General features: G+C 67.0%; 24 protein-coding genes and 3 pseudogenes. 13 read left to right on the top strand and 14 right to left on the bottom strand.

All coding sequences use genetic code 11. From position 1 onward, the window contains the following. Window positions 1-77: 77 nt before the first annotated feature. A pseudogene (locus U5A56_RS34735) lies at window positions 78-245 on the top strand (transposase); the annotation flags it as partial. On the opposite strand, the gene U5A56_RS34730 reads toward U5A56_RS34735, so the two are convergent. Together U5A56_RS34730 and U5A56_RS34725 are read right to left on the bottom strand one after the other, a co-directional pair. Next, a complete protein-coding gene (locus tag U5A56_RS34730) occupies window positions 232-678 on the bottom strand; it encodes a DUF6196 family protein (RefSeq protein ID WP_044847195.1) in 447 nt (148 codons plus the stop codon). The pseudogene U5A56_RS34735 and the gene U5A56_RS34730 sit on opposite strands and share 14 nt — an antisense overlap. A 336-nt stretch (window positions 679-1,014) precedes the next feature. Further along, the gene (locus U5A56_RS34725; RefSeq protein WP_415749256.1) at window positions 1,015-1,956 is read right to left on the bottom strand and encodes an EamA family transporter; all 942 of its coding nucleotides are present in this window, start codon (window positions 1,954-1,956) and stop codon (window positions 1,015-1,017) included. A 91-nt stretch (window positions 1,957-2,047) separates the two neighbouring features. Between U5A56_RS34725 and U5A56_RS34720 the strand changes: the two genes are divergently transcribed. After that, a complete protein-coding gene (locus U5A56_RS34720) occupies window positions 2,048-2,947 on the top strand; it encodes a LysR family transcriptional regulator (protein WP_321927071.1) in 900 nt (299 codons plus the stop codon). Window positions 2,948-2,962: 15 nt separating this feature from the next. On the opposite strand, the pseudogene U5A56_RS37250 reads toward U5A56_RS34720, so the two are convergent. From U5A56_RS37250 to U5A56_RS34710, 3 genes and pseudogenes are all read right to left on the bottom strand, one after another. Next, window positions 2,963-3,061: pseudogene (locus U5A56_RS37250) on the bottom strand (IS5/IS1182 family transposase); the annotation flags it as partial. Between the two features lie 20 nt (window positions 3,062-3,081). Then, window positions 3,082-3,266 (bottom strand): annotated as a pseudogene (locus U5A56_RS34715) (IS5/IS1182 family transposase); the annotation flags it as partial. Between the two features lie 67 nt (window positions 3,267-3,333). Then, window positions 3,334-4,665, bottom strand: coding sequence for an MFS transporter (locus U5A56_RS34710; RefSeq protein WP_321927056.1), 1,332 nt, complete (start codon window positions 4,663-4,665; stop codon window positions 3,334-3,336). 225 nt (window positions 4,666-4,890) lie between these two features. On the opposite strand from U5A56_RS34710, the gene U5A56_RS34705 reads away from it, so the two are divergent. Both U5A56_RS34705 and U5A56_RS34700 read left to right on the top strand, forming a co-directional pair. Then, window positions 4,891-6,054, top strand: coding sequence for an iron-containing alcohol dehydrogenase (locus U5A56_RS34705; RefSeq protein ID WP_321803764.1), 1,164 nt, complete (start codon window positions 4,891-4,893; stop codon window positions 6,052-6,054). Between the two features lie 68 nt (window positions 6,055-6,122). Then, entirely contained in the window at window positions 6,123-6,437 is a 315-nt protein-coding gene (locus tag U5A56_RS34700; protein ID WP_257773282.1) for an NIPSNAP family protein, read from the top strand. Here U5A56_RS34700 and U5A56_RS34695 read toward each other — a convergent pair. From U5A56_RS34695 to U5A56_RS34675, 5 genes are all read right to left on the bottom strand, one after another. After that, window positions 6,430-7,371, bottom strand: coding sequence for a LysR family transcriptional regulator (locus U5A56_RS34695; RefSeq protein ID WP_044847143.1), 942 nt, complete (start codon window positions 7,369-7,371; stop codon window positions 6,430-6,432). The genes U5A56_RS34700 and U5A56_RS34695 overlap by 8 nt on opposite strands. Window positions 7,372-7,506: 135 nt before the next feature. Next, window positions 7,507-8,295: an ABC transporter substrate-binding protein gene (locus U5A56_RS34690; protein ID WP_044847144.1), complete on the bottom strand. Its 789-nt coding sequence runs from the start codon at window positions 8,293-8,295 to the stop codon at window positions 7,507-7,509. A 49-nt stretch (window positions 8,296-8,344) separates the two neighbouring features. Beyond that, entirely contained in the window at window positions 8,345-9,781 is a 1,437-nt protein-coding gene (locus tag U5A56_RS34685) for an NAD(P)/FAD-dependent oxidoreductase (RefSeq protein ID WP_321927054.1), read from the bottom strand. Then, window positions 9,778-10,077 (bottom strand): (2Fe-2S)-binding protein, encoded by a 300-nt coding sequence (locus tag U5A56_RS34680; protein ID WP_321927052.1) that lies wholly within the window; start codon window positions 10,075-10,077, stop codon window positions 9,778-9,780. The genes U5A56_RS34685 and U5A56_RS34680 overlap by 4 nt, the downstream gene beginning before the upstream one ends. After that, complete coding sequence (locus U5A56_RS34675; RefSeq protein ID WP_321927050.1) at window positions 10,070-11,194, bottom strand: FAD-dependent oxidoreductase; 1,125 nt, start codon at window positions 11,192-11,194, stop codon at window positions 10,070-10,072. Before U5A56_RS34675 ends, U5A56_RS34680 begins: the two co-directional genes overlap by 8 nt. A 149-nt stretch (window positions 11,195-11,343) precedes the next feature. On the opposite strand from U5A56_RS34675, the gene U5A56_RS34670 reads away from it, so the two are divergent. Continuing rightward, window positions 11,344-12,258 carry a LysR substrate-binding domain-containing protein gene (locus U5A56_RS34670; protein ID WP_321927048.1) on the top strand — a complete coding sequence of 305 codons (915 nt, stop codon included), beginning with the start codon at window positions 11,344-11,346 and terminating at the stop codon, window positions 12,256-12,258. 294 nt (window positions 12,259-12,552) lie between these two features. Here U5A56_RS34670 and U5A56_RS34665 read toward each other — a convergent pair whose 3' ends face one another. Continuing rightward, window positions 12,553-12,852, bottom strand: coding sequence for an H-NS family nucleoid-associated regulatory protein (locus U5A56_RS34665; protein WP_044847198.1), 300 nt, complete (start codon window positions 12,850-12,852; stop codon window positions 12,553-12,555). A 457-nt stretch (window positions 12,853-13,309) separates the two neighbouring features. Between U5A56_RS34665 and U5A56_RS34660 the strand changes: the two genes are divergently transcribed. After that, entirely contained in the window at window positions 13,310-13,567 is a 258-nt protein-coding gene (locus U5A56_RS34660) for a hypothetical protein (RefSeq protein ID WP_321927046.1), read from the top strand. Between the two features lie 344 nt (window positions 13,568-13,911). On the opposite strand, the gene shc is transcribed toward U5A56_RS34660, so the two are convergent. After that, window positions 13,912-15,972: a squalene--hopene cyclase gene (gene shc, locus U5A56_RS34655; protein WP_321927044.1), complete on the bottom strand. Its 2,061-nt coding sequence runs from the start codon at window positions 15,970-15,972 to the stop codon at window positions 13,912-13,914. Between the two features lie 52 nt (window positions 15,973-16,024). Between shc and U5A56_RS34650 the strand changes: the two genes are divergently transcribed. Beyond that, entirely contained in the window at window positions 16,025-16,759 is a 735-nt protein-coding gene (locus U5A56_RS34650; protein WP_321927043.1) for a TetR/AcrR family transcriptional regulator, read from the top strand. Window positions 16,760-16,763: 4 nt separating this feature from the next. Here U5A56_RS34650 and U5A56_RS34645 read toward each other — a convergent pair whose 3' ends face one another. Next, on the bottom strand, window positions 16,764-17,867 hold the full coding sequence (locus tag U5A56_RS34645; protein ID WP_321822360.1) for a LuxR family transcriptional regulator: 1,104 nt from the start codon (window positions 17,865-17,867) through the stop codon (window positions 16,764-16,766). Between the two features lie 368 nt (window positions 17,868-18,235). Between U5A56_RS34645 and U5A56_RS34640 the strand changes: the two genes are divergently transcribed. Both U5A56_RS34640 and U5A56_RS34635 read left to right on the top strand, forming a co-directional pair. Beyond that, entirely contained in the window at window positions 18,236-18,490 is a 255-nt protein-coding gene (locus U5A56_RS34640; RefSeq protein WP_321927040.1) for a hypothetical protein, read from the top strand. A 145-nt stretch (window positions 18,491-18,635) separates the two neighbouring features. Further along, the gene (locus U5A56_RS34635) at window positions 18,636-19,808 is read left to right on the top strand and encodes a 4-hydroxybenzoate 3-monooxygenase (protein ID WP_124489402.1); all 1,173 of its coding nucleotides are present in this window, start codon (window positions 18,636-18,638) and stop codon (window positions 19,806-19,808) included. Window positions 19,809-19,886: 78 nt separating this feature from the next. Here the strand turns inward: U5A56_RS34635 and U5A56_RS34630 are convergent, their stop codons facing one another. Next, window positions 19,887-20,786 carry a helix-turn-helix domain-containing protein gene (locus U5A56_RS34630; RefSeq protein ID WP_044847153.1) on the bottom strand — a complete coding sequence of 300 codons (900 nt, stop codon included), beginning with the start codon at window positions 20,784-20,786 and terminating at the stop codon, window positions 19,887-19,889. A gap of 183 nt (window positions 20,787-20,969) precedes the next feature. Here U5A56_RS34630 and U5A56_RS34625 point away from each other — a divergent pair, with 183 nt between their 5' ends. The 4 genes from U5A56_RS34625 to U5A56_RS34610 all read left to right on the top strand — a co-directional run bounded on the left by U5A56_RS34625 (window position 20,970) and on the right by U5A56_RS34610 (window position 25,672). Beyond that, entirely contained in the window at window positions 20,970-21,806 is an 837-nt protein-coding gene (locus U5A56_RS34625; RefSeq protein WP_321927037.1) for an SDR family oxidoreductase, read from the top strand. Between the two features lie 81 nt (window positions 21,807-21,887). Next, window positions 21,888-23,702, top strand: a complete 1,815-nt coding sequence (locus U5A56_RS34620; protein WP_415749255.1) for an FAD-dependent oxidoreductase — start codon at window positions 21,888-21,890, stop codon at window positions 23,700-23,702. A gap of 14 nt (window positions 23,703-23,716) precedes the next feature. After that, window positions 23,717-24,058 (top strand): NIPSNAP family protein, encoded by a 342-nt coding sequence (locus U5A56_RS34615; RefSeq protein ID WP_321927036.1) that lies wholly within the window; start codon window positions 23,717-23,719, stop codon window positions 24,056-24,058. A 240-nt stretch (window positions 24,059-24,298) separates the two neighbouring features. Next, window positions 24,299-25,672 carry an MFS transporter gene (locus tag U5A56_RS34610; protein ID WP_321927034.1) on the top strand — a complete coding sequence of 458 codons (1,374 nt, stop codon included), beginning with the start codon at window positions 24,299-24,301 and terminating at the stop codon, window positions 25,670-25,672. The last annotated feature ends 79 nt before the right edge of the window (window positions 25,673-25,751 follow it).

Raw genomic sequence — 25,751 nt, 5'->3', positions numbered from 1 at the left:
CAAAACCGATACTCGATGGCGAATTGCGGTCACTGATTCAACCGCTGCGATATTTCGTGCGCGAATGACTGGTTTAGCACTTGCGTGCCGTTGCGGTCATCGCTGACAAAGGCTACGACTCGAACGCGTTTGTGGAGAGTATCCACTCTCCGCGTGCGAAGGCCGTCATCCCGCTTCGCTCGAACAGAAAAACCAAGCGTCGCTATAGCCGCGTGCTGTATCGGATGAGCATTATCGATGATCGCTCTGCCCCTGAACAAGCCGCTTGACTTCCTCGATCACCTCGTCTGCCAGCGTCTCGGGTACGCCCCAGTAATCGAAGATACCGCCATCCGCATGATTCTGTCCGCACGTCACAAATACGCCGGTGCCAAATCGATTCTTGAGATGGGTAGCCAGCCAGCCAACGAAGCCACTATTGTCTGCCCCTGCCGGGAAGTGGAATCGAAAGATGCCGAACTGTTCCTGGTGTGAGCCGTCACTCGGCACAAGCTGACTCCACACGTTGTCGTCTCGCACCAAGGCAAGTGCGTCGGCCCGCACAGCGCTTGGGAATTGATCCAGCGGAAATTCAATGAACGTGTACGTGCCGGAGTAAATCCGTAGGCGTGCCTCGGTGATGACTCGTCGAAGGCGACGCTCAGTTTGTTCGACGGTCTCACGTGAAATATCAACCATGTCTACTCCGAGAATGAGGCGGTTACAGGTCAGATCATCAATGCAAGCAGAAACGAACTTCATCCTACCAGCATGTGACGCAATCACCGGCGAATAGTCGCCCGAACCGAGCGGACCGGATGACCCGACAACCCGCACAAATGTAAACAGACCCTGGAGCTGCCCGGAGCAGGCGTTTGGCGGACAAACAGGTCGCTCAACATCACCCTGCACTCGAATCGTCGATCGCGGCCAGCGCCTGTCTTGTCATTCCGACTCCGACTCCGACTCCGACTCCGACTCCGACTCCGATCGCGAGGCGACGAAGCGCATGCCAGCCAAGCCTTGTGGAGCCGGCTACTGCTGCATCACGGCGCCTGCGCTGGCACCGATGACAAACAACGTGCCGATACTTTGCAGCAGGGTCATGGGCTGCCCGAGTACCGCAAATCCGATTGCCGAGGCAATCGCAGGCTCGACGCTCATCAGGATGCCAAACGCCGACGCCGTCATGCGCCGTAACGCAATCATCTCCAGAACATAAGGCAAGAGCGGGACGAGCACGGCGAGACCGGCAGCGTCGATCAATTGCCCGGCCGGAAAATGCCCGCCGCTTTCCGCGAGGCCGAATGGCGCGGTCACGAGCGCCGCGACGATCAGCGACGTGGACAGGCCTTGCAGACCATCGAACAGCGACCCGACGCGCTTCATCATCAGGATGTAGGCGGCCCATCCGAGCGCCGAGCCGAGCGGGAATACGAGCGCCGCAACGGGCACGATCCACATGTCGTCCTGGCGCGCGAGCAGCACGATTCCTGCCAGGGCGAGCGCGGGCCACGCGAGCATCCGGATCTTGCGTACGCCGATGGTCGCGACGCACAGCGGCCCCAGAAAATTGATCGCGACCGCGAGCCCGAGCGGCACGCGCTTGACCGCCTCGAAGAAGCACAGTGTCATGCAGGCCATCGCGCAGCCGAGCGCGATGGCGGCGATCCAGCGCTGCCGGGAATAGCGCCGGACGGGCGGGCGCACGATCACGGCCAGCGCGAAGGCGGCGAAGCACAGGCGCAGCCAGGTCGTGCTGAACGTTCCGTACTCGATCATCGCGGGCCGCGACAGCGCAGCGCCGAGCTGGACGCTGCACATCGACACCACGGCGAACCCGGGTGCCAGAGCCGCCTGGAAGCGTCGTGTCCGCGACGCGCCAAAGGCCGCATTCGCCGTGAACGCGTCGCGCGCAACCGGTGTGGAAGCGGTCGTGTGCCGGCCGGCCCGGATGCTTCCGGTTTCTTCGTTCATGCAGTGCTCCATAATGGCGATGCGGCGATGTTAACCACGCATGTTCGTTTGGTATAAGCTCGAATTTTTTATGGGCGCTTCAAGAATATTTATGGCTCGGGATCTCGACAGCGGCTTGTTGCGCACCTTTCTGATCGTGGTCGAAACCGGTAGCGTGAGCGAGGCGGCGCAGGCGCTGCATCGCACGCAGGCCGCCGTCAGCATGGCATTGCGCCGGCTGGAAGAATCGGTCGGGCAGCGCCTGCTCGAACGTTCGCCACGCGGCATCAAGCCGACCCCGGCGGGCAGCGTGCTGCTGCCTTACGCACAGCGCATGCTCGACATCGGGATCGCGGCGCGCGCTGCGCTGAATGCAGGTGAGATCTCAGGGACGGTCCGGCTCGGCCTCCTCGAGGACATCGCTGTTGGCCATCTGCCGCACACGCTGCGTGATTTTGGCGCGTCGTTCCCGAATGTCGCCGTGGAGATCGTCGTCGATTCGAGCAAGGCGCTGTCGCAGGATTTCATGAATGGCTCGCTCGATTTCGCGATCATCGACCCGACGTTCATTCGTGCGGAACCGCTCGTGCGGTGGCGGCATCCGCTGTTCTGGGCGGCTGGCCTTGCGTATGACGGAGATGTCCGCCACGGTCCATTGCCGTTCGTCGCATTCGGCGGTGCGTGCCCGTGGCAAGACAGGCTGTATGCGTCATTGCGCGATGCTCGGGTCGCATGGAAAGTCATCTGCACGAGCACGAGCCTGGCCGCCATTCAATCCGCAGTCGAAGCAGGGCTGGGGGTCACGGTCCTGCTCGAATGGAACGTCCGGCGCGATTCGATGCGCGTGCTCGATCCGGCTGCCACCGGATTGCCGCACCCGCCATCGGCGGAATTCGGCTTGTTCAGCCATGCGGATGGCAGCGATCGCATGTCGGCGGTACAGGCCTTGCAGCGCTTTCTCCTTCGCGAGTTGCGCGATGCCGCAACGCTCCAGGAAGCGCTCACACAATGAGTTTGGAAGCCGTCGCCAGCAGATGATGCAAGCGGCGATCTTCATGAACGCTTCGTGGATCGCCGCGAGGCGTTCGAACCGGATGCGCAGTCGCCCGAAGTTGTGCAGCCAGGCTGTTGCCAGTCGCGCAGTCAGCGCCAGCAGCTCATGCCCGAGCCGCAGCCCGTTTCCTGCGGAAGCATCTTCCAGGAAATGCCGGACTGCGGCACGAACAGAATGCTGGTCAGCACCCCGGGTATCGCGCGCGACGTGGTTTCGGTGGTAGCAGCGGCGTTTGGATCAGTGACCACAGTTCGCCATCGAGTATCGGTGTTGCCATGACCTCCTCGTCAGCGAAACAACGAAGAGGTGAACGGCGCGTGCGGCAGGTGAGCAGCCGCATCAGTTCATTTTGTCGGAGCTTCTTGGCCGTGCGTGCGCGGCCGGTAGTCGATCAGGCTGGAGAATACCGCGATCAGCACGGCCATCGCGACGAAGAACAGCAGCGCGAGGAAGTACGAGCCCGACCACTGGACGATCAGCCCGATCAGGATCGGCACCACCACGCCGACCATGCTGCCGCAGAAGTTCATCGTGCCGCCGAGCACGCCCGCGCGCTCGGGGCCGCCGACGATCGCGGGCAGGCTCCAGTACATCCCGCAGAAGCGGATGAAGAACATCGCGATGCTGAGCAGCAGCACGACCGCATTGGCGTTCGCGATGTACGCGGCGGCCAGGATGCACGCGGCGGCGATCAGCGACGAGCCGCTGAACATCGTGCGCATCACGAGGTTCGGCGATGCCCCCGACGCTTTCCAGCGGTCGCCGATGGTCCCGCCGATCAGTTCGCCGACGAAGCCCGACATGAAGATGACGAACGTTGCGCTGCCCGTCGTCGCGATGTTGAAGCCGTAGGTCTTGTGCAGGTAGCTCGGCATCCACGTGAGCAGCCCGTAGAACACCGCGAGGATGCAGCTGTAGCCGGCGAACATCGCGAGCACCGAACGGTCCTTCACGAGTTCGCGCAGCGGCACGCGTTCGGCCGCGGCCTGTGCCGGCGGGTTCGCGCGCGTGATGTGCTCGAGCTCGGCCGCGTTGACGCCCGGATGCTCGGACGGATGGTTGCGGATATAGCGCCACACGAGCACGCCCACCAGCATCGTGCCGATACCGGCGATCACGAACGCGATGCGCCACGAGCCGAACCACGCGATCAGCGCGGAGATCAGGATCGCGCCGAGCGCGCTGCCGAGCGGTGCGCCGCCGTCGACCAGCACGGCGCCGCGGCCGCGCTCGTGCGGCGTGAGCCACGAGCCGATCAGCTTCGCGCCGGCCGGAAACACCGGCGATTCGGAGAAGCCGAGGCCCATGCGCGTGAGCATCAGCAGCAACCAGTTGTGCGAGGCCGCACCGAGCGCCTGGAACGCGCCCCACGCGAGCGTCGCGGTCGCGATGATGCCGCGCGTGTGATAGCGGTCGAGCATCACGCCGACCGGGATCTGCATCAGCGCGTACGACCAGAAGAACGCGCTGAGCATCAGCCCTTCGAGCGCGGGCGACAGGTTGAATTCCGGCGCGATCAGCGGCATCGCGACCGACAGCGACGCGCGATCGATGTAGTTGATCGCGACGAGCAGCAGCATGAGCAGGAAGATGCGCCAGCGGACGCTGGTCGGCCGGGCCGCCGCGTCGAGCGACGCCGATGCGGTCGATGCGGCAGGGGAATGCGAGAGGGGCATGGTTGTCTCCGTCGTTATGGTTGCGGTGCGATGACGCGTTCCGTGCAGCGACTGTAGGGCGGCCGCCGCGTCTTGCCTAATGACGCTTCGTGATCGCGTGATAACCAAACGGCGCGGCGTGCGAGGGAATAAGCGGCCGTTATCGGGCGATCCGGTTTTTTCATTACCGGCGGCGCTCGGCCGCTTGTAGTGTCTGGTGCGGAGACTTCACACGGAGAAAGCACCATGAACCCATTCCAATACTTCTTTCCCACCACGCTGAAATTCGGCAACGGCCTCGCGCGCCAGGCCGGCGAACTGCTGAAGCCGCTGTTCGACGGCAAGCTGCTGGTCGTGACCGACGAAGGCCTGATCAAGAGCGGCGTGCTCGAAGGATTTTTCGCGTCGCTGCGCGACGCGGACGTTGCGTACGCAATCTTCTCGGGTGTCGAGGCGAACCCGAGCACAGCGGTGCTCGACAGCGCGCTGACGTTCCTGAAGGAGCACCGCTGCACCGCGGTGATCGGCGTCGGCGGCGGCAGCAGCATCGACACCGCGAAGGGCGTGGCCGCGATGGCGACCAACGGCGGCACGATCCTCGATTACGAGGGCTACAACAGGATTCCCGACGAACCGCTGCCGATCTTCGCGATCCCGACCACGTCGGGCACCGGCAGCGAGTGCACGGCGTCGACGGTGTTCACGAACCAGGAAACGCTGTTCAAGACCGTGATCGTCAGCCACAAGATTTTCCCGAAGCTCGCGATCCTCGATGCGGAACTCACGCTGAAGCTGCCCGCGCCGATCACGGCGGCCACCGGGATGGACGCGCTGACCCACGCGATCGAATCGTACGTGTCGAAGCAGGCGAACCCGGTCAGCCAGTCGCTCGCGCTCGGCGCGATCCGCCTGATCGGGCGCAGCCTGCGCACCGCGTTCTACGTCGGCTCCGACCTCGCCGCGCGTGAAGACATGCTGCTCGGCTCGTTCCTCGCCGGCGTCGCGTTCTCGCAGTCGAAGCTCGGCAACGTGCATGCGATCTCGCACACGATGGGCGGCGTGTTCAACATTGCCCATGGCATCGCGAACGCGGCGCTGCTGCCGTACGTGATCGACTTCAACCGCCCGGCGTGCCCGGCGCTGTTCCGCGACATCGCGGAAGCGCTCGGCGGCGACGTGGCCGGCCTCGATGCGGAAACGGCCGCGCGTGCGCTGGTCGAGCAGATCGTCGAACTCAATCGCGCGCTCGCGATTCCTTCGAACATCCGCGAACTCGGCGTCGATCTCGCGCACCTGCCGCAGATGGTGGCCGACTCGATGCGCAGCGGCAACGTGCTCGTCAATCCGCGTCTGACGACCGCGCGCGACGTCGAAGCGATCATCCGCGCCGCATACGCCGGCGAGATCTGATCGCGCGGCGCTTCATGCGCGCGCCTCCGATTCCACGATTCCCCGATTCGATTCAACCAGGAGCAGTCATGTATTACGAAATGCGGACCTACACGGTCCAGATCGGCAAGATGAACGAATACCTGCGGCACTTCGAGAAGGAAGGCCTGCCGGTGATTTCCCGCTATGCGACGCTGGTCGGCTGGTGGTACACGGAAATCGGCGAGCTGAACCAGGTCGTCCACATCTGGGCGTACGACAGCCTCGACGACCGCATCAAGCGGCGCACCGCGCTGTACGAGGATCCGGACTGGCTCGAGAAGTTCGTGCCGAAGGCGTTCCCGATGCTGGAAAGGATGGAGTCGAAGCTGCTGCGTCCGGCCGCGTTCTCGCCGATCAAGTAGGCAGCGGCTGCTGTAGCGTCTCGACGAGCATGCGCGCACCGGGTGTCAGGTGCGCGAAGGTGCGGGCCACCACGCCGAACGGCTCGTCGAGCGCGGGGATCGCGACCGGCAGGCACGCGACGAGGCCGAAGCGCTCGCCGAACTCGGCGACTTCGCGCGGGATCACCGCGACCAGTTCCGGGTTCGCCTGCAGCAGCGTCAGCGTCGCGAACGTCGACGCCGTCTCGATCGGATAACTCGGCACCTCGATGCCCGCATCCGCGAGCGCACGTTCGAGCGCGAGCCGCATCGGCGTGTTGACCGGATACGCGACCCATTCCGCGTCGGCGAGATCGCGCAGCGTCAGCGCGTCGCGTTCGGCCAGCGCATGCGTGCGCGCGGTCACGACCGCGAGCGGTTCGGACTGCAGCGGGATAGAGTCGTAGGCTTCCGGGCGCCGGTTGTTGCCGTTGCGGCAGATCGCGAGATCGATGCGGCCGTCGTCGATCAGGGCGAGCAGGCTCGCGCTGGTGCCTTCGACGATCTCGACCGACAGGTGCGGCTGGCGCCGGCGCAGGTCGGTCAGCGCGCGCGTGAGCAGCGGCACCGCGCCCATGATCACGCCGACGGCCAGATGGCCGCCATGCCCCTGCGTGATCGCGAGCACTTCGGTATGCAGGTGTTCGAGGTCGCTGTAGATGAGGCGCGCATAGCGCGTGACGCAGCGGCCGAGGTCGTTCGCGACGAGGCCTTTCGGCTGCCGCTCGAACAGCGGCATGCCGAGGATGTCCTCGATCTCGCGCAGCACCTTGGTCGCGCCGGGCTGCGAGATCGCGATTTCTTCGGCGGCCTTGTGCAGCGAGCCATGGTTTTCGAGCGCGATCAGCAGCTTGAGCTGCTTCAGGCGAAGGCGCGACGCGATGTTCGCGAGAGAGGGAACGGCCAGCGGTTTCATGGCGACGACCAAACCGAAAGCGGCGATTATAGCCCTGCCGGGCCGAAAACGATCTTGAGGATCGCTAATGCAGAACTGGTCAGCGCGCGTGCGGCGAAGCGGCCCCGCACGCGTCGCGGCCCGTGATGTCCGTCGTCAATTCCCGTACATGTCGAAGTCGAAGTATTTCGACTGGATCCGGTTGTACGTGCCGTCGCCGCGGATCTGCGCGATCGCGCGATTCAGTGCGTCGCGCAGGTCCGCATCGGCCTTGCGCACGCCGGCCGCATCGCCGTTGCCCATGATCTTCGGGTCGAACACGACCCCGCCCGCGAACGAGAAGCCCTTGCCGCGCGGCGTCGCCAGGAAGCCGAGCTGGCCCTGCACCGCATCCATCAGCACGCCGTCCACGCGGCCGGTCACGAGATCCGCATAGGCCTGGTCGTAGCTCGGATACGGCACCACCTCGACCTTCGCCGCCGCCCATTTTTCGCGCGCGTAGGTTTCCTGGATCGTCCCCTGTTCGACCGCGACCCGCTTGCCGGCGAGCTTCGCGGCGTCGGGCAGCAGCCCGGAGCCGGTGCGCGCGATCAGGCGCGTCTGGTTGCGGTACAGGCGATCGGTGAAGTCGATCTGCTGGCGGCGCTGTTCGGTCGCGGCCATCGACGACAGGATCACGTCGAACTTGCGCGCCTGCAGCCCGGGAATCAGCCCGTCGAAGCTGCTCGACACCCACACGCATTTCGCGTTGAGCTTCGCGCACAGTGCGTTGCCGAGATCGATGTCGAAGCCCTGCACGCTGCCGTCGGTCGCGGTCGATTCGAACGGCGGGTAGGTCGGGTCGACGCCGATGCGGATCGTCGTCCATTCCTTCGCCGAGGCGAGTGTCGCGAAGGCCATCGCGGCCGCGGACAGCAGGATCGTGATGCGCGTCTTGTTCTTCATGGTCAGGCTCCGTTCGTGTGGGCAAGCGTGGGTGTGCGCGGGCCGCGCTTCAGCTCGGGAATTCGCCGCGCCGGAAATCGTTCGACAGTTCGAGGGTGTCGGCCATCTCGCCGACGGTGACCGGTTTGATCGGCGCGCGGATCCGGTAATGGCCCACATCGCCGACGCCGCGCTGCTGTACATCGGCAATCAGTTCGCCGACCGTCGTGCCGCACCAGCGTCCCTGGCACGGGCCCATCCCGCAGCGCGTGAATGCCTTCATCTGGTTCGGCCCCTGGCAGCCGAGCGCCGCGAGCGCGCGGATCTCGCCGGCCGTGACCTCCTCGCAGCGGCAGACGATCGTGTCGCCGTCGGGGCGGCGCAGCGCGGCGGGCGGCGTGTACAACGCGTCGAGCAGCGGGCGCACCGCGAGATGGCGGCGCCACGCACGCAGCGCCGGGCGCTCGCGTTCGGCTTGCCGGCGACGATCGAGTGCGCCGAGCGCGGCCGCGATGTCGAGCGCCGACACTTCGCCCGCACGGGCCGCGGCTTGCGCGCCGCCGATGCCCGCACCGTCGCCGGCGATCCACACCTGCGTGACGCTGCTGCGGCCGCGTGCATCGCAGGTCGGCCGCCAGCATGCCGCGTGTTCGTCCCATTCATGCGCGCAGCCGAGCGAGCGGGCGAGTTGCGTCGACGGAATCACGCCTTGATGCAACAGCACGAGCGACGTATCGAGCGATTGCACGATGCCGTCCGCGTCGCGAAAGCGGATGCGTTCCGCGCGGCCGTCGCCGTCGATACTGATATCGGTTGCGCCGCGATGGACGGGAATGGCTGCGGCGCGCACCGCCCGCAGCATGCGCCAGCCCTTGAGCAGATAATCGGCGCCGCGCAGCGCCGGCAGCGCATGCGGGAGCGCGCGGCGCCACGCATCGCGCGGCGTCGTGTCGACCAGCGCGCGCACGCGCCGGCCAGCATTCAGCAACTGCGCGGCGAACAGCCACAGCAGCGGGCCGCTGCCCGCGAGCACGGTGTCGGCCGACGGCGCGAGCCCCGCCGATTTCAGCAAGGTCTGCGCGGCGCCGACGCCCATCACGCCCGGCAGCGTCCAGCCGCGCACCGGCCACGGGCGTTCCTGCGCGCCGGTCGCGATCAGCACCGCGCGTGCGCCGATGTCGAGCGTGCCGCCGGATGGACCGCTCTGCGTGAGCATCGCGACCGGCTCAGGTTCGAACGCGACCTGCCACACCGTGCTGCGCGGCAGATACAGCGCGCCGCTCGCAAGCAGGCCGTCGACGAGCGGCCGGCCGGCCGCGTAATCCTTGCCGAGCCAGCGCGCGAGATCCGCGGGCGCGTCGGCGACGTTGCGATAGATCTGGCCGCCGGGCGCGCGGCCCTCGTCGGCGACGACGACCGACAGCCCTGCCGTGCGCGCGGCCGCGGCCGCCGCCATGCCGGCCGGCCCGGCGCCGACGATCAGCAGGTCACACTGGCGGCGCGTCATGCGAGCCTCGCCTTGCCGTGCATCGCACGCACCTGCATGCCGTCGCGCACGGGCGTCATGCAGCCTTGCACGTTCGGCACGCCGTCGACTTCGACGAGGCAGTCGAAGCACACGCCCATCATGCAGAACGGGCCGCGCGGCGCGCCGCTCACGGCGCTCGCGCGGCAGGCGAGGGTGCCGGCGGCGAGCAGCGCGGCCGCGACGCTGTAATGGGCGGGCACGTCGTGCGGCGCGCCGTCGATGTGGATGCGCACGCGTTCGCGCGTCGCGGCGGCGGGGACGATGGAATCAAACATGCCGGGTAGCCGTGGGCGCGGCGAAGCGCGCGGTGTTGAAGGCGGACAGGTCGGCGGGCGCGGCGCCGCCCGCGATCCACGGCGCGACCAGATCGGCGTGCGCGGCAGCGAGCGTCACGCCGCTGTGGCAGATCGCGACGAACGCGCCGGGATGCGTGGTCGACGCTTCGTAGACGGGCAGCCCGTCCGGCGTCATGATGCGCAGCGCGCCCCACGCGCGCACGATGCGTGCATGCGTGAGCGCCGGAAAAGCGGTGCGCGCGCGGCGCGCGATGTCGACCATCGCGGGGCGTGTCTGGCCATCATCGAAGCCGACGTCTTCCGCCGAGTCGCCGAGCAGCACCGAGCCTTCCGGCGTTTGCCGGACGACCAGCGTCGGATAGTCGAGAAACGGTGCAAGCCGCTCGGTGACCATGATCTGGCCGCGCAGCGGCGAGATCGGCGCGTGCAGGCCGACCATCGGCGCGAGCCGCGCGTTGTCGAGGCCGGCCGCGAGCACGACGCGCTCGGCCTCGAGGCGGCCTTCGCGCGTGTCGATCTCGAAGTGTCCGGCGCGCGGACGAATCTCGTCGACCGCGTTGCGCGGCAGATAGACGCCGCCGCACTGCACGAACGCCTGCAGCATCGCGCGCAGCGTGTAGAGCGGATTCGCATGACCGTCGTTCGGCGACCACAGCGCGCCGGCCAGCGCCGGCGACGCGGCGGGAATCCGCTTGCGCAGCGCGGCCGGATCGAGCACTTCGTACGACAGCGCCGCATCCTGGCGATGCAGCGACGCGAGCAGATCGGTCGCGCTGGCCAGCTCGGCGTCGTGCTCGAACAGTTCGATGCCGCCCGGGCGTTCGAACCCGCAGTCCACGCCGGTCTCGCGCCGCAGCTGCGTGGCGAACGCGCCCCAGCGCGCGGACGATTCGCACGACCAGCGCGCGTAGGGCAGGCAGCGTCCGCCCTTGCCCTGCACCCACACCAGCCCGAAGTTGCCGCGTGCCGCGCGAAACGCGATGTCGTCGCCGTCGCACACGGCGACGCGCTTGCCGATGCGCGCGATGCCCCACGCGAGTGCCATGCCGACGAGGCCGCCGCCGGCCACGACGACGTCGAAGCCGCGCACGGTCATGTGCGGCTCCGGCGGCATCGGGTCGATGTTTGCGTGTTATGGGGCATGGTGGCGCGGTTCCTTGCGTGTATGACGTTGCTGAATCGATGTTCGGCCAGGCAAAATAGACTGTCCAATACAGCTTGATCAACGATCCATAATCCAGTGTTATGACCACGCCTTCACTCAGGATTCGTCAGATCGAAGCATTCCGCGCGGTGATGCAGCGTCATACCGTCACGCGCGCGGCGCGCGATCTGCATATCTCGCAGCCGGCCGTGAGCCGGCTGATCGCCGACCTCGAGGATCGCGTCGGCTTCGTGCTGTTCGAGCGCCAGCAGGGGCGCTTCACGCCGACCGCGCAGGCGCGCGTGCTGTACGAGGAAGTCGAGCGCGCATTCGTCGGGCTCGATCGCGTCGCGCAGGCCGCCGAGCAGATTCGCGCGATGCGGCGCGGCACGCTGCGCGTGGCCGGCTCGCCGGCGGTCGCACTCGACCTGCTGCCGGAGCTGGTCACCCGCTTCGCAGGCGCGCATCCGGGTATCGACATCACGCTGCTCGCGCACAGCGCGTCGACGGTCGTCGACAAGGTTGCGTCGGGGCAATGCGACGTCGGGCTGATCGCCGAGCCGGTGCCGCATCCGGCGGTGCGCGGCGAGCGGCTCGCGGAAAGCGCGATGTGCTGCATCGTGCCGCGCGGGCATCGGCTCGCGCGCAAGCGCGTGGTGCAGCCGGCCGACCTGCGCGACGAATCGTTCATTTCGTTTCCGCCGAGCTTCGAGGCGCGCAGCGCGATCGACCGCGTGTTCGTCGAGGCCGGCGTGTCGCGCGTGCTGTCGATCGAGGCGCAGTTGTCGCAGACGATCGTCGCGTTCGTCGCGAATGGTGCGGGCGTCGCGCTGATCGATCCGGTCACGGCCGCGTATGCGGGCCATCGCGTGGCCGTCAAGCCGTTCGAGCCGGCCGTGCCCGATCACTTCTACCTGGTGACGTCCACGTCGCAGCCGCTGTCGATGATCGGCGACGCGTTCTGCACGGATTTGCGGGAGGCGTTTGCGCGAATGCGGGATCGGCGCGACGCATGAGCGGGGAGAGCGGGGGAGCGGATCGCGATTGCGCCGCACCGATTGGGCGTTACCCGTCGATCATGCGTGGCCCATATCGCAATGCAGGCGGGTGTTTGCCCACACGTAGCGGAGTGTTCGGCGTGTTGCGGTTGCTCGGGCGAGCACACAAGCGAGCGTAGGGTGCCACTACGCTCGCTTCAGCGCTCCTTGCGAGCGGCTTCATCGACGCGATGACGTGCATTGCCGAAGCACATGATCGGCGCTCGATGAGCGTGTTGCCGCTGATCGAGCCGCGGTGTTATCCGGAATGATTCATTCCTGAATCAGGAATCGATTCCGGTTCTTGGCATCCTTGATCCATGCGGGCGCGCGGCCACGGCCCGACCAGGTTGCGCCAGTCTTGGGATCGCGATACTTCGCATTCACGGTCGCCGGCTTTTTTGCCGCCGCTCGATCCCGACGAACGCCGAAGATGTCTTTTTCGGTAATTCCGTACTCCGCGACCTTGGTACGGATGTCTTCGATTACAGCCTGGAGCTCGGTGAGACGGGCGGTTTCCGCTTTCTCCGCCAGTGCGTCCATTTGAGCCTTCAGTTCCTTGTATGTAGCCATGCTTTCCTCCGCGGGTTGTACTGCAAACATGATATGCGGCTTTTTGCCGAAATGATAATGATTGGCTATGCCTAATTCGCCAAGTTTAAAGCAAATTGAACTTTGGATCTTCCTTGCCTTCGGCGCGAGGAACTGTCCGGCAATCGAATTCTATTTTCATATGATGTGAGTTTCGCTGCCGATCGCACTGCCTACGACTGGAAATCGGCGATGAATCCGTTTGTCATCATGCTCGGCGAGCAATTCACGCCATCGTCACGACAAGCAGGTCGATCATGAGTGTCACCAAAAGCGGCGCGGGACCCGCAGGCTACAACATAGTTACCGAATGGCAACGGAAAGCCGGCAATAACGTCGCGAAACGAAAGATGATCTAAAGAGGGCACCTGGTTTATGAACTCCGCCAAAGGCGGTGGGGCGGCTGCGCTTACTCGAACGGCGGGCTTTCGTGCTCCGTTTGGCGAAATTGCTTTACGAACGGGGCGCGGATTTCGCGCTCAAGGTTCTTGTGGTGACCACGACGCCGGGTTGGGAAGAAAACAGACGAGCGCAAATTTGCGACATCCTTTCAGATGAGGCGAGGCTTGCGATTATTCAGCGTATGGCGGCAGCGCAGCAGGCTGAAATCGTAGACAAGACAGCGTCCACAACGGTGATTGACGCAATTGCGAGATTTGCTCCGGAATTCCGGATCGAGTCGAAGCGTTTAAGGTAGGGTGCGGCGAAAACGCCCCGTACGAGGATCTTATCTTCCGCCGGCAATCGATTACCTCGCTGTCAGACCGCGTGATCAACCGCTTTTCCCGTGCGTTTTCGCAGCCACGTTGCGGCCGATGATCGTCCGAGAGGGCGGGCATACCCTACATCAGGTAGCAGGACGCGATCGGCGGAAAGCTTCCGCCGAGCCCGTCCTCGCCATTCATGTACTCGGCGTGTCACGCGATCGAGCGCGAGGAACGCGCGGCACCTTCCGCGCGCGCGCGGGAAGATCGTACGCATTGCCGCTCGAGTTCGGACTCGTGCCTGCGCTCGTGCTCATGCACGTACACACGCACACGCTCAGGCGTGCGCTGTGTCCGAGACGCGGGAGGCCGACACGCCGGCCCCGCTGGACGAAGACGTACCGGCCAGCGCAGCGCCGGCCAGACGCCGATAGCGCGCGAGCGCCCACAGCGGGAAGTACGCGGTATAGCCGTGATACTTCAGGTAGAAGATGCGCGGAAAGCCCGGCGCATTGTGCGAGCGGTGCCACCAGAAGCCGTCGTCCTGCTGCACCGATTGCAGATACGCGATGCCGCGTTTCACCGAGTCGGATTCGCAGTCGCCGAACGCCATCTGCGCGAGCAGCGCCCACGCGGTGAAGTTCGACGTGCTTTCGCCCGCATTGGTGCCGGCGAGCGCCGGGTCGATGTAGCTGTCGTTCGTCTCGCCCCAGCCGCCGTCCGCGTGCTGACGCGCGCGCAGCCAGGCGAGCGCGCGGGCGATGTACGGCTGCGCCGGGTCTTCACCCGCGAGCGCGAGCCCGGCCAGCACGCTCCACGTGCCGTAGATGTAGTTCGTGCCCCAGCGGCCCCACCAGCTGCCGTCGGGCTGCTGCGTGCGCTTCACGTAGTCGATCGCGCGCGCGAGCGACGCGCGGTCGGCCGCGCGCTTCGTGACGCCGAAGCACAGCAGCACGCGGCCCGATACATCCTCGGTCGGCGGATCGAGCAGCGCGCCGTGATCGGCGAACGGGATCGCGTTCAGGTACAGGCGGTCGCAGTCGGCGTCGAACGCCGCGAAGCCGCCGTTGCGCGATTGCAGCCCGCGCATCCAGTCGAGCGCGCGGGCGACGCGCGCTGCATACGGGTGCGAGCCGTCCGCGTTGCGGTGCGTGCGGCCACGGCGGTCGAGCATTGCGGTGACGACCGCGGTGTCGTCGATGTCGGGGTAGTACGGGTTCGCATACTGGAACGCCCAGCCGCCCGGTTGCGTGTCGGCGGGCGCGTTCTCGATCCAGTCGCCGCGCAGGTCGTTCACCTGGCGCTCGGCGAGCCAGTCGTACGCGCGGGCGATGCGTGCGTCGAGTTCATTCAGTGAGCCGGCCGGCTCACCGGCGTCGGGCGCGGCCACGCCACGCGCCTGCTCGAGCGCCATCGTGCTCCACGCGGTGTCCCATACCGGCGACAGGCACGGCTGGCAGTACACGCTGCCGTCGGGCCGCGTGACCAGCAGCTTGTCGAGCGCGTTCTCGCAGTCGCGGCGCAGCGGATGATCGTCCGGGTAGCCGAGCACGTCCATCATCTGGTAGCTGTACACGATCGGCGGAAAGATCCCGCCGAGCCCGTCCTCGCCGTTCATGCGCTCCGCGCACCACGCTTCCGCGTGCCGGATCGCACGTTGCCGCAGGCGTTTCGGCAGCAGCGGCTCCACGTGACGCACCACGCGATCGAGCGCGAGGAACGCGCGGCGCATCCCGCGCGCGGGCGGGAAGTACTGGCGCTCCTGGTCGGGCGGCGTGACGAACAGCTCGGGGATCGCGATGTTGCGCGGGTTGCGCGCACGCGCCTTCAGCGAGCACAGCACGAGCAGCGGCACCATCGTCGTACGTGCCCAGTACGCAACCTTGTACATCGAGATCGGCACCCACTTCGGGAACAGCACGAATTCGACCGGCATGAACGGCGCCGCGCGCCACGGCACCTGGCCGAACGTCGCGAGCAGGATGCGCGTGAACACGTTCGCGCGTGCCGCGCCGCCGAGCTTCAGGATCGCGTCGCGCGCGCGGACCATGTGCGGCGCCTGCTCGCTGTCGCCGGCGGCCTTCAGCGCGAAGTACGCCTTCACGCTGCACGACACGTCCGGATCGCCGTCGACGTACAGATCCCACCCGCCATGCGTGTCGAGCCGCTGGATCGCGCGCAGGTAGCGCGCCATCTGCTCCTGACGCGCGTCGTCGATCTTGTCCATGAAATGCATCATCAGGATGTATTCCGCGGTGATCGTCGCGTCGGATTCGAGTTCGAAACACCAGCTGCCGTCGGGCTGCTGAAGACGCATCAGCGCGTCGCGGCCGCGGGCGATCGCGGTGTCGAGCGCGGACCAGGAGGAGGGGGCGGGTTTATTCATGCGGCGGATCATACCATCCAGCCGGAATGTTTATCTCGAGACCGCGGGTGCTAACATCGCCGCCATGAAGAAACGCCCCGAACCCGCTTTGCACGACATCCCCGCGCCCGTCGACACGGCCGAACCGGCCGGCCCGCAGGCGTCCGGCGCAGCGGCTGTGCCCGGTTCCGTGCCTGATTCCGCGCCCGTCGCCGGCGTGCGGCGTAAAAAGGCGCCGGAACAGGTGCGCGCGCAACTGCTGGAAGCCGCGTCGGAAATCGCGACCCATCACGGCGTGGCCGCGTTGACGCTCGACGCGGTCGCCGAGCGCGCGGGCGTGACGAAAGGCGCGCTGCAGTATCACTTCGCGAACAAGCAGGGCTTGCTCGACGCGCTGTTCGGGCAGGCGACCGAGCGCTTCGCGACGCAGATGGCCGCACGCCGCGCGGTCGATTCGCACGGAGACGGCGCGGCGGCGCGCGCGTATCTGCATGCGGTGCTCGACACCGCGCAGCCGGCCGCGAGCACCGACGTGCTGCGCGTGCTGGTCGCGTCGATGATCACCGAGCAGGAGACGCGTGCGCGCTGGTCGGTGCCGATGCGCGAGTGGACGCGGCCGGACCCGGTGCCGCTCGAACGGGCGGCGACGCTGATGATCTGCCGGCTCGCGGCCGACGGGCTGTGGATCTCGGAGCTGCTCGACAGCGTGGAGATTTCGGCGGAACTGCGCGCGGAGATCGTCCGGCAACTCGACCGGATGACCGCGGCCGAGCCCGCGGGCACCGGCACGATCAAGGGTGAGCGCGGCCGGCGCCGCTGAGGATTCAGTCGCCGAACAGCGCGATGAGATCGGCAATACGCCGCACGCCCGTCTTCGCGAAGACCGCCTTGATCTGGCTGCGCACGGTGCTGATCTGCACGCGGTTGCATGCCGCGTACTCGGCCGGCGTCAGGCCGCCGGCAATGCCGGTCGCGACGGCCATTTCCGCGCGGGTGAGCGAGAACGGACGCCGGTCCGCGTCGGGCCGTGCGAGCCGCTGGAACGGGCGGCGCAGCAACAGCATCGCGAGCGGGCGCGTGTCGCGATCGAGCGGCGCGGTCAATTGCGGCTTCAGCGGCACGACATGAAGTTCAAGCGTCGGGCGTTGCTCGCGGTCGAGTGCATAGAGCGGCAACGGATCGACACTCGGCTGCGGCGAACACGCATCCCTGACCCGCTGCGCGAGCTGCGCCGCAACCTGCGGCGCCCACGGCACGAGCCGATCGGCCTGTGCGCGCAGTTCCGTCGACGATTCCAGCAACGCGATCGCCGCTGCATTCAGATAGCGCACGTGCAACGTGTCGTCGACGACGATCACCGCGCGCGGCAGCGCATCGAGCGCCGCGGCCATCAGCGGCGCGCGGCTCGACGCCGGCGCGGCCGCTTGCCGGATGCGAAATACGTTCGGCAGATGATCGAGCACACGCTGCAATTCGCGTGTCGTGTGCGTGTCGTACGGCCGGTGATCGACCGGACGGTGCACGGCGAGGATCAGCCGTCGATTGCCGTCGAGCCGCATGCCGCCGCACGAATAGCGCAGGCCTTCGCGAATGTAGAAGTCCTGATAATACTCGCTGCGTGCGATCACGCGATCGGGCAGGAAGCGGTGCATCGGATACATGCGGCCGGCCGGTTCGCGCATCAGCACGCCGCGCGCGAGATCGAGATCGTGATAGTGGCTCGCGTACGCGTCGGCCCAGCCCGAGCCGTAGCCGGCGAAGCGGTATTCGAGGAAGGTGCCGGTGCGCGCGTCGTGCACGAAGCAGTTCGCCGCCCGCGCGTCGGCGAGCGCCATGAGGGCCTTGAGCGCGACGTCCCATTGTTCGGGATCGACGGCGGCCGTGTAGAGCGCCGCGATCGACTCGTCGGCCGAGCAAATCCTTGACATCCCCGTTCCCCGGTTGCCGCACGCGCTACGTTGCGCGTGTCGTCGCATCGCGTTCGCCGGGTCGGGCATGCCGGCGTGTCGCGCGGATGCGGTGCGATCGATTCTAGCAAGCGTCCTCAATTTTGGGGATGCCGCCGCGATGCAGAGTGTCTACGATCGGCAACGAAGAGAGGGGCCGTGGACGTGACGCGCGCGGCACGACATTGATCGGACGATATGAAGAAAAGCGTCGTGCTGCCGGGTGTTTTTCTGACATACGACGCGCGTACCGTGAAGCGAAACGAGGACGACGCGTCGAGCGAAAGGACCATGCGGCGATGCGCCGATGAAGACAGGCCGGGTGCTGTGTTTCGGGGAGTAGCAAGCACATGCTGACGAGAGACTATGTGGAGCGCGAGCTCTCTCATATCGAGAGAATGGTCGCGCTGCTGGAAAGCGATGCCGATACCGGCGCGGCGGTGATGCCGGTTGCGATGCGCGTGAGTCACCCGAGTTACTGGCGCGCGCGGATCGAGGCGCTGCTGGCGATTCCCGGCATGCCGCGCCATCTGACGACGCTCGGCAATGCGCTGCTTGCGAAGATCGACGGGATGGAGTCGCGGCCGGCGCCGGCGAAGCCCTGAACGGATGGACGCGCGCGGCCCGGGCCGTGCCGCGCGCGCCCGCCTTTATCCATTATCGAGATAGTCCATATTCCGGATATCGCGTTGCGGGATAGCACGCGTCGCCGCCACACTTGCGCAAAATCAATCCCAACCGGAGACATTCATGCGTACGCAAGTCGGCATCATCGGCGCCGGGCCCGCGGGCCTGCTGCTTTCCCATCTTCTTCATCTGCGCGGTATCGAGTCGGTCGTGCTCGAGTCGCGCAGCCGCGAACAGATCGAATCCACCATCCGCGCCGGCGTGCTCGAACAGGGCACGATGGACGTGCTGACCGAATCGGGGGTCGGCGACCGGATGAAAGCGGAAGGCGCGCTGCATCACGGGTTCGAACTGGCATTCGAAGGCAAGCGCCGCCGCATCGATTTGACTGAGCTGACCGGCAAGGCGATCACCGTCTATGCGCAGCACGAGGTGCTGAAGGATCTCGTGGCCGCGCGCGTGGCGGCCGGCGGCGCGCTGTACTTCAACGTGTCCGGGACGACGATTGCCGGCATCGAGACCGATGCGCCGTCGATCCGCTTCGTGCACGACGGCGTCGAACAGACGCTCGACTGCGACTTCGTGATCGGCTGCGACGGCTCGCAGGGCGTGTCGCGCACGATGATCCCCGCCGCCTTGCGGCAGGACTACGAGCGCGTGTTTCCGTTCGGCTGGTTCGGCATTCTCGTCGAGGCGCCGCCGTCGTCGGACGAGCTGATCTATGCGCGCCACGAACGCGGCTTCGCGCTTGTCAGCACGCGCTCGCCGAACGTGCAGCGCATGTATTTCCAGTGCGACCCGAAGGATTCGGTCGACCAATGGTCCGACGATCGCATCTGGGCCGAGATGCACGCGCGCGTCGACTCCGCCGATGGCCGGCAGGTCGTGGAAGGGCGGATTTTCCAGAAGAACATCGTCGGCATGCGCAGCTTCGTGTCGACCACGATGCAGCACGGCCGCCTGTTCCTCGCCGGCGACGCTGCGCACATCGTGCCGCCGACCGGCGCGAAGGGCCTCAACCTCGCGGTGTCGGACGTGCGCATCCTGACGTCCGCGCTGCAGGCGTTCTACGACGAAGCGCGCACCGACCTGCTCGACGCGTACAGCGAAACCGCGCTGCGCCGGATCTGGCGCGCCGAACACTTCTCGTACTGGATGACGCGCATGATGCATCGTCTCGACGACGCGTCGCCGTTCGAGCAGCGTTTGCAGGTGGCCGAACTCGAGCACGTGACGACGTCGCGCACGGCGGCGATGGCGATGGCCGAGAACTACGTCGGCGCGGTCGCGGTCTGACGCGCGGCGATCGAGCCGGCTGTTGCGGTCGCGGCTTTCGGGAGCCGCGACCGCGCGCATCGCCCGCACCGCGCCCGTTTACGAGCGGCCCGGCATCAGGTCGCGATGGGCCGCTTCCCTGAACTCGCCCGGCGTCAGGCCGGTCTGCTTGCGGAAATAGCGGCTGAAATACGCGCTGTCCGCAAACCCCATCTCGTGCGCGATTTGCTTCACGCTCAGATTCGAATAAACCAGGTCGCGCTGCGCTTCGCGAATCAGATGCGCGTTGACGACCGCCGTCGTCGAGATGCCCAACTCCTCCCGGCACACGCGCGCAAGCTGCGCGGCCGTTACGCCGAGCCGGTCCGCATAGAATTCCACCGGCCGATGCTCGCGAAAATGCGTGTCGATCAGTTCGCGAAAGCGCCGCAGCAACGTGGCGCGCCGATCGGTGCCGGCATGCGACGGCGCGGCCGCGAGATCGCTCAGGCGCGCGACATGCACGACCAACGCCACCAGCAACGCCATCCCGGCCGCGCCGCGCCCGCGTGAGGTGCTGCGGAATTCCTGTTCGAGCAATGCGAACAGCGGCATCAGCATCGACGCGCTCGCGTCCGGCTCCCTGACCGGAATCACCGCCGCGCGTTGCAGGATCGACAGCGCGCCCGGCGCGGCGGTCTTGACCAGCGTTTCGAGCGCGCGCTGCACGACCGTGATCACGAGGCCGTCGATCTGCGGCGAGAACTCGAACGCATGGACCGTCTGCGCGGGCAGCAGCACGAGGCACGGCGGTGCGAACGTGTGCTTCCCGCTCTCGATCACGACATGCCCCTGCCCGCCGCGGATGTACAAAATCTGCAATAGCGCGTCGTGACGGTGCGCGGCGATATGCCAGTCGTTCGGCTGGCTGCGCTCCGGTATCCATTCGAAGTTGAACGCGTCGTACCAGGGCGGACGCGCCGATTCGCCATACAGATCGTAGTTAGGGATTCTCCTCATGCCGCACGGCCTCCTGTGTACAAATTGTCCTGTTGCTTGCGGCGTTTGTCCAATTTTCGCGCGATGCGCGCTTCTATACTTTTCCCATCGACGTAGCGCTTGCCACTGACGCAGCGCGCGACGTTCGGGTAGCGTGTGCCGGATCGAGCCGGATCTCTCAAGCTCATTTCAAGAGGATACCTAATGATATCGCAAGCGAACACTCAACAGCAGGACTGGCTTCGTCTCGACGGGCAGGTTTGCGTCGTGACGGGGGCCGCGGGCGGCATCGGCACGTCGATCGTCGAAACGTTCGTGGCGGCCGGCGCGCGGGTCGCGCTGCTCGACCGCGACGCGGACGGCACCATCGCGATCGCCGAACGGTTGCGCGCGGCCGGCGGCGACGTCGTCGCCATCGGCTGCGATATCGGCGACGCCGCCAGCGTGACGCAGGCCGCCGAACGCGTGGAGCGCGACCTCGGTCCCGCCGACGTGCTCGTGAACAACGCCGGCCTGTTGCGCGCCGGCGGCATCGAGAGCATCGGCCTCGACGCATGGAACGCGATGCTGCAGGTCAATCTCACCGGCTACATGTTGTGTTCGCAAGCGTTCGGGCGCGCGATGCTCGCGCGCGGCTCGGGTGTGCTGGTACATGTCGCGTCGATCGCGGCGCGCCACCCGCAGACGTACAGCGGCGCCTACAGCGCGAGCAAGGCGGCGGTCGCGATGCTCGCGCGGCAACTGGCGGCGGAGTGGGGGCCGCGCGGCATCCGCAGCAATACCGTGTGCCCGGGCATGATCCGCACGCCGCTGTCGGAGTCGTTCTACGCGAGCGGCGACATCGAGGCACGCCGCAGCGCGATGACCGCGAACCGCCGCATCGGCCGGCCCGACGACATCGCGAACGTCGTCGCGTTTCTCGCGAGCCCGCGTGCGGCATACATGAATGGCGCGGAGCTGGTGGTCGACGGCGGCCTCGACGCGATGCTGATGGATCTCGTGCCGCGGCCCGGCTACGAGGCCGGTGCCGGCGCACGCTGATTCGGCGACCTTGCCGTGCTGCACGCACGACGCGCAGCGCGAGCCCGGCGACGCACAGTTATTCAAGAGACGGAGGAAGACATGATGAACGATCAGCAGCGTTCGAAGCACGTCACGTGCGATCTGCTCGTGATCGGATCGGGAGCGGGCGGCCTGTCCACCGCCATTACCGCGCGCAAGGCGGGGCTCGACGTGATCGTCGTCGAGAAGGAAGCATGTTTCGGCGGCACGACCGCGTTTTCAGGCGGCGTGCTGTGGATCCCCGGCAATCGCCATGCACGCGCAAACGGCGTGCAGGATACGCGCGAAGCGGCCCGCACGTATCTGCGCGGCGAGACGGGCGCGTTCTACGACGATGCGGCGATCGACGCGTTTCTCGAGCACGGCCCGCGCATGCTCGATTTCTTCGAGCGCGAGACTGACGTGAAATTCGTGCCGACGCTGTATCCGGACTATCACCCGGACATGCCCGGCGGCGTCGACATCGGCCGCTCGGTCGTCGCCGCGCCGTACGATGCGCGCGGGCTCGGGCGCGATCTCGAGCGCCTGCGTCCGCCGCTGAAGACGATCACGTTCATCGGGATGATGTTCAATTCGTCGAACGCGGACCTGAAGCACTTCTTCAACGCGACCCGCTCGCTTCGGTCGGCGTGGTACGTGACGAAGCGGCTTGCCGCGCATCTGAAGGATCTCGCGCTGTATCGGCGCGGCGTGCAGATCACGAGCGGCAACGCGCTCGCCGCGCGCCTCGCGAAGTCCGCGCTGGATCTCGGCATTCCGATCCTGACGAACACGCCCGCACGCGAACTCGTCACGGACGGCGCGCGCATCGCCGGCGCAACGGTCGGGGCCGACGGCGCGACGTATCGCATCACCGCGCGCCGCGCGGTCGTGCTCGCGAGCGGCGGCTTCTCGCACGACGTCGCGCGCATCGCGCGTGCTTATCCGCACGTTGCGCGCGGCGGCGAGCATGTATCGCCGGTGCCGGCCGGCAACACCGGCGACGGCGCGACGCTCGCCGAGCGCGCGGGCGGCCGCGTCGAGATCCGCTATCCGCAACCGGCCGCATGGATGCCCGTCTCGCGCGTGCCGCTCGGCGACGGCCGCTTCGGTGTGTTTCCGCATCTGCTCGATCGCTACAAGCCCGGCGTCATCGGCGTGACCCGCCGCGGCACGCGTTTCACGAACGAATCGAATTCGTATCACGACGTCGGCGCCGCGATGATCGCAGCATGCCAAGGTGAGACCGAGACGGCGATGTGGCTCGTGTGCGATCACGCGACGATCCGCAAATACGGGCTCGGCTTCGCGAAACCCGCACCCGTGCCGCTCGGGCCGCTGCTGCGCAACGGCTATCTCGTGCAGGGGCGCACGCTGGCCGAACTCGCGCAGCGCGCCGGCATCGATGCGGCGAATCTGGAAGCGACCGTGCGGCGCTACAACCGCGAAGCCGCGCGCGGCGAGGATCCCGAATTCGGCCGCGGCACGACGTCGTTCAACCGTTATCTCGGCGACGCCGACCATCGTCCGAATCCGTGCGTGGCGCCGCTCGGCGACGGGCCGTATTACGCGCTGAAGGTCGTGATGGGTGACCTTGGCACCTTCGACGGCATCCGGACCAACGTGGTCGGCCAGGTGCTCGCCGCCGACGACCGGCCGATCGCCGGCCTGTATGCGGTCGGCAACGATCGCGCCAGCATCATGGGCGGCAACTATCCGGGCGCGGGGATCACGCTCGGGCCGATCATGACGTTCGGCTATCTGAGCGCACGCCATATCGCGGGGCTTGCCGATCTTGGCGACCAGACCGACCTTCGTGACCGACTCGATCTTGCCGAGCCGACATCATCCGCCGCCGAGCCGACACCACCCGCCGCCGCGCGCGCGACCGCCTGAACCCGGAGCCGACCATGACTACCGCGAAAGCCTTCATCGACCATCGCATCTATACGATCCGCCCGCGCGGCATGGCGGAGTTCATCGAGATCTTCGACCGGCTCGCGATGCCGATCCAGGTCAAGTATCTCGGCGCACCCGTCGGTTTCTACATGAGCGACATCGGCGCGTTGAACCAGGTCGTCCATCTGTGGGGCTACGACAGCATCGCCGACTACGACGGGCGGCGCACCGCGCGCGATGCCGATCCGGACTGGCCCGCGTATCTGCAGGCGTCCGGCCACCTGATCGTCGCGCAGGAGAGCCGCATCATCCGCCGCGTCGAGTTCCCGAGCCTCGCGTACCTGACGCGCTGAGCCGATGACGATGAAACCCGGACCCGACACGGACGACACCCCGCGCGCGGGGCGATCGTCACGGGCGGCGCGGACGGCATCGGCCGGCCATGCGCGATGCGGTTGGTCGCCACGGGCTGCCGCGTCGCGCTCGCCGGCCTGCAAGGGCACCGGGTTCACGACGAAACCATGACCATGAACAGGTCCGCGCGCGGGCGGTGCATTGCCACCGTCGTGCGACCGGACCGAAGGAGACATACGATGAAAACCCCCCCGCGTACGCTCGACGTGCAGTCGTTCATCGACGCCGAGCGCTTTTCCCCCTGTCAGTGGCTGATCCTGATTCTGTGCTTCCTGGTCGTGGCCGCCGACGGCTACGACACGGCCGCGATCGGCTTCATCGCGCCCGCGCTGACGCACGACTGGGGCATCGCGCGCAGCGCGCTCGGCCCGGTGATGAGCGCGGCGCTGGCCGGGCTCGGCATCGGCGCACTCGCCGCCGGCCCGTGCGCGGACCGGCTCGGCCGCAAGACCGTGCTCGTGCTGTCGGTCGCGTGTTTCGGCGCGTGGAGCATGGTGTCCGCGCATGCGCAGTCGATCGAAGCATTGACTGCATTCCGCTTCCTGACCGGGCTCGGCCTGGGCGCGGCGATGCCGAACGCCGTCACGCTGATGTCGGAGTACGCGCCGGCCCGAATCCGCGGTGTGGCCGTCAACGCGATGTTCTGCGGTTTCTCGTGCGGGCTCGCGGTGGGTGGCGTCACGTCCGCATGGCTGATTCCGCAGTTCGGCTGGCAAAGTGTGCTGACCGCGGGCGGCGTCGGGCCGCTCGCGCTGGCGGTCGCGCTCGTGATGCTGCTGCCCGAGTCCGCGCAGTATCTCGCGGCGCGACCGGGCACGCATGCGCGCATCGCGCGCATCCTCGCGCGGATCGCACCGCGCGAGCGCTTCGACGACTGCACGTTCGCGGCCGCCGGCGCGCGAGCGCAAACGGGCGGGGCGTCCGCGCTCGCGCAGGTCGTATCCGCGCAGTTCCGTTCGCGCACGCTGATGCTGTGGGCGGCCTATTTCATGGGACTGCTGATCTATTACCTTCTGACCAACTGGATGCCGACGCTGCTTCGCGACGCCGGTTTCAGCGCCGAAGGCGGCGCGCTGATGACCTCGCTCTTCCCGCTCGGCGGCGTGCTCGGCAACCTCGGCGCCGGATGGCTGATGGACCGCTTCAATCCGAACCGGACGATCGTCTGCGCGTATGTCGTGGCGGCGCTGCTGGTGCTCGTGGCGAGCCGCACGATCGGGCATGCCGCATGGCTCGGCACGCTGATTTTCCTGTGCGGCACCGTGGTGACGAGCGCGGTGACGTCGATGTCGGCCTATGCGGCGAGCCTGTATCCGACGCGCTGCCGCGCGACAGGCGTGGCATGGATGCTCGGCATCGGACGAATCGGCGGCGTGGCCGGCGCATTCGCCGGCGCGATGCTGATGGGGCTCGGCTGGCACTTCGGCGACGTGTTCAGCCTGCTGGCGGTGCCGGCGTTCGCCGCGGCCGGTGCGTTGTACATGATCGGCCATTGCCGCACGGAGATCACGGAACAGGAGCGCGCGAGCGGGGCGGCCGTGCAGCAGCACTGATTCGGCAGATGCGCGATGGCGGCGCAGCGCGCGAATGAAAAAAGCCACGGAGTGCTCCGTGGCTTTTCGTTTTCGTCAC

Origin of the sequence: Burkholderia sp. BCC1998, assembly GCF_905339875.1 — a bacterium.
Taxonomy (GTDB): domain Bacteria; phylum Pseudomonadota; class Gammaproteobacteria; order Burkholderiales; family Burkholderiaceae; genus Burkholderia.
Note: the sequence above shows the minus strand (reverse complement) of the source record. Positions and strands in the feature narration are given on the sequence as shown.

What these genes read in the sequence shown, in the direction of transcription:
- U5A56_RS34645 (WP_321822360.1), bottom strand. Translation starts at nt 17,867, where the DNA reads ATGTCAAGGATTTGCTCGGCCGACGAGTCGATCGCGGCGCTCTACACG.
- U5A56_RS34695 (WP_044847143.1), bottom strand. Translation starts at nt 7,371, where the DNA reads ATGAAACCGCTGGCCGTTCCCTCTCTCGCGAACATCGCGTCGCGCCTT.
- U5A56_RS34640 (WP_321927040.1), top strand. Translation starts at nt 18,236, where the DNA reads ATGCTGACGAGAGACTATGTGGAGCGCGAGCTCTCTCATATCGAGAGA.
- U5A56_RS34635 (WP_124489402.1), top strand. Translation starts at nt 18,636, where the DNA reads ATGCGTACGCAAGTCGGCATCATCGGCGCCGGGCCCGCGGGCCTGCTG.
- U5A56_RS34690 (WP_044847144.1), bottom strand. Translation starts at nt 8,295, where the DNA reads ATGAAGAACAAGACGCGCATCACGATCCTGCTGTCCGCGGCCGCGATG.
- U5A56_RS34710 (WP_321927056.1), bottom strand. Translation starts at nt 4,665, where the DNA reads ATGCCCCTCTCGCATTCCCCTGCCGCATCGACCGCATCGGCGTCGCTC.
- U5A56_RS34625 (WP_321927037.1), top strand. Translation starts at nt 20,970, where the DNA reads ATGATATCGCAAGCGAACACTCAACAGCAGGACTGGCTTCGTCTCGAC.
- U5A56_RS34705 (WP_321803764.1), top strand. Translation starts at nt 4,891, where the DNA reads ATGAACCCATTCCAATACTTCTTTCCCACCACGCTGAAATTCGGCAAC.
- U5A56_RS34620 (WP_415749255.1), top strand. Translation starts at nt 21,888, where the DNA reads ATGATGAACGATCAGCAGCGTTCGAAGCACGTCACGTGCGATCTGCTC.
- U5A56_RS34720 (WP_321927071.1), top strand. Translation starts at nt 2,048, where the DNA reads ATGGCTCGGGATCTCGACAGCGGCTTGTTGCGCACCTTTCTGATCGTG.
- U5A56_RS34665 (WP_044847198.1), bottom strand. Translation starts at nt 12,852, where the DNA reads ATGGCTACATACAAGGAACTGAAGGCTCAAATGGACGCACTGGCGGAG.
- shc (WP_321927044.1), bottom strand. Translation starts at nt 15,972, where the DNA reads ATGATCCGCCGCATGAATAAACCCGCCCCCTCCTCCTGGTCCGCGCTC.
- U5A56_RS34650 (WP_321927043.1), top strand. Translation starts at nt 16,025, where the DNA reads ATGAAGAAACGCCCCGAACCCGCTTTGCACGACATCCCCGCGCCCGTC.
- U5A56_RS34680 (WP_321927052.1), bottom strand. Translation starts at nt 10,077, where the DNA reads ATGTTTGATTCCATCGTCCCCGCCGCCGCGACGCGCGAACGCGTGCGC.
- U5A56_RS34700 (WP_257773282.1), top strand. Translation starts at nt 6,123, where the DNA reads ATGTATTACGAAATGCGGACCTACACGGTCCAGATCGGCAAGATGAAC.
- U5A56_RS34725 (WP_415749256.1), bottom strand. Translation starts at nt 1,956, where the DNA reads ATGAACGAAGAAACCGGAAGCATCCGGGCCGGCCGGCACACGACCGCT.
- U5A56_RS34610 (WP_321927034.1), top strand. Translation starts at nt 24,299, where the DNA reads ATGAAAACCCCCCCGCGTACGCTCGACGTGCAGTCGTTCATCGACGCC.
- U5A56_RS34730 (WP_044847195.1), bottom strand. Translation starts at nt 678, where the DNA reads ATGGTTGATATTTCACGTGAGACCGTCGAACAAACTGAGCGTCGCCTT.
- U5A56_RS34630 (WP_044847153.1), bottom strand. Translation starts at nt 20,786, where the DNA reads ATGAGGAGAATCCCTAACTACGATCTGTATGGCGAATCGGCGCGTCCG.
- U5A56_RS34675 (WP_321927050.1), bottom strand. Translation starts at nt 11,194, where the DNA reads ATGACCGTGCGCGGCTTCGACGTCGTCGTGGCCGGCGGCGGCCTCGTC.
- U5A56_RS34615 (WP_321927036.1), top strand. Translation starts at nt 23,717, where the DNA reads ATGACTACCGCGAAAGCCTTCATCGACCATCGCATCTATACGATCCGC.
- U5A56_RS34685 (WP_321927054.1), bottom strand. Translation starts at nt 9,781, where the DNA reads ATGACGCGCCGCCAGTGTGACCTGCTGATCGTCGGCGCCGGGCCGGCC.
- U5A56_RS34670 (WP_321927048.1), top strand. Translation starts at nt 11,344, where the DNA reads ATGACCACGCCTTCACTCAGGATTCGTCAGATCGAAGCATTCCGCGCG.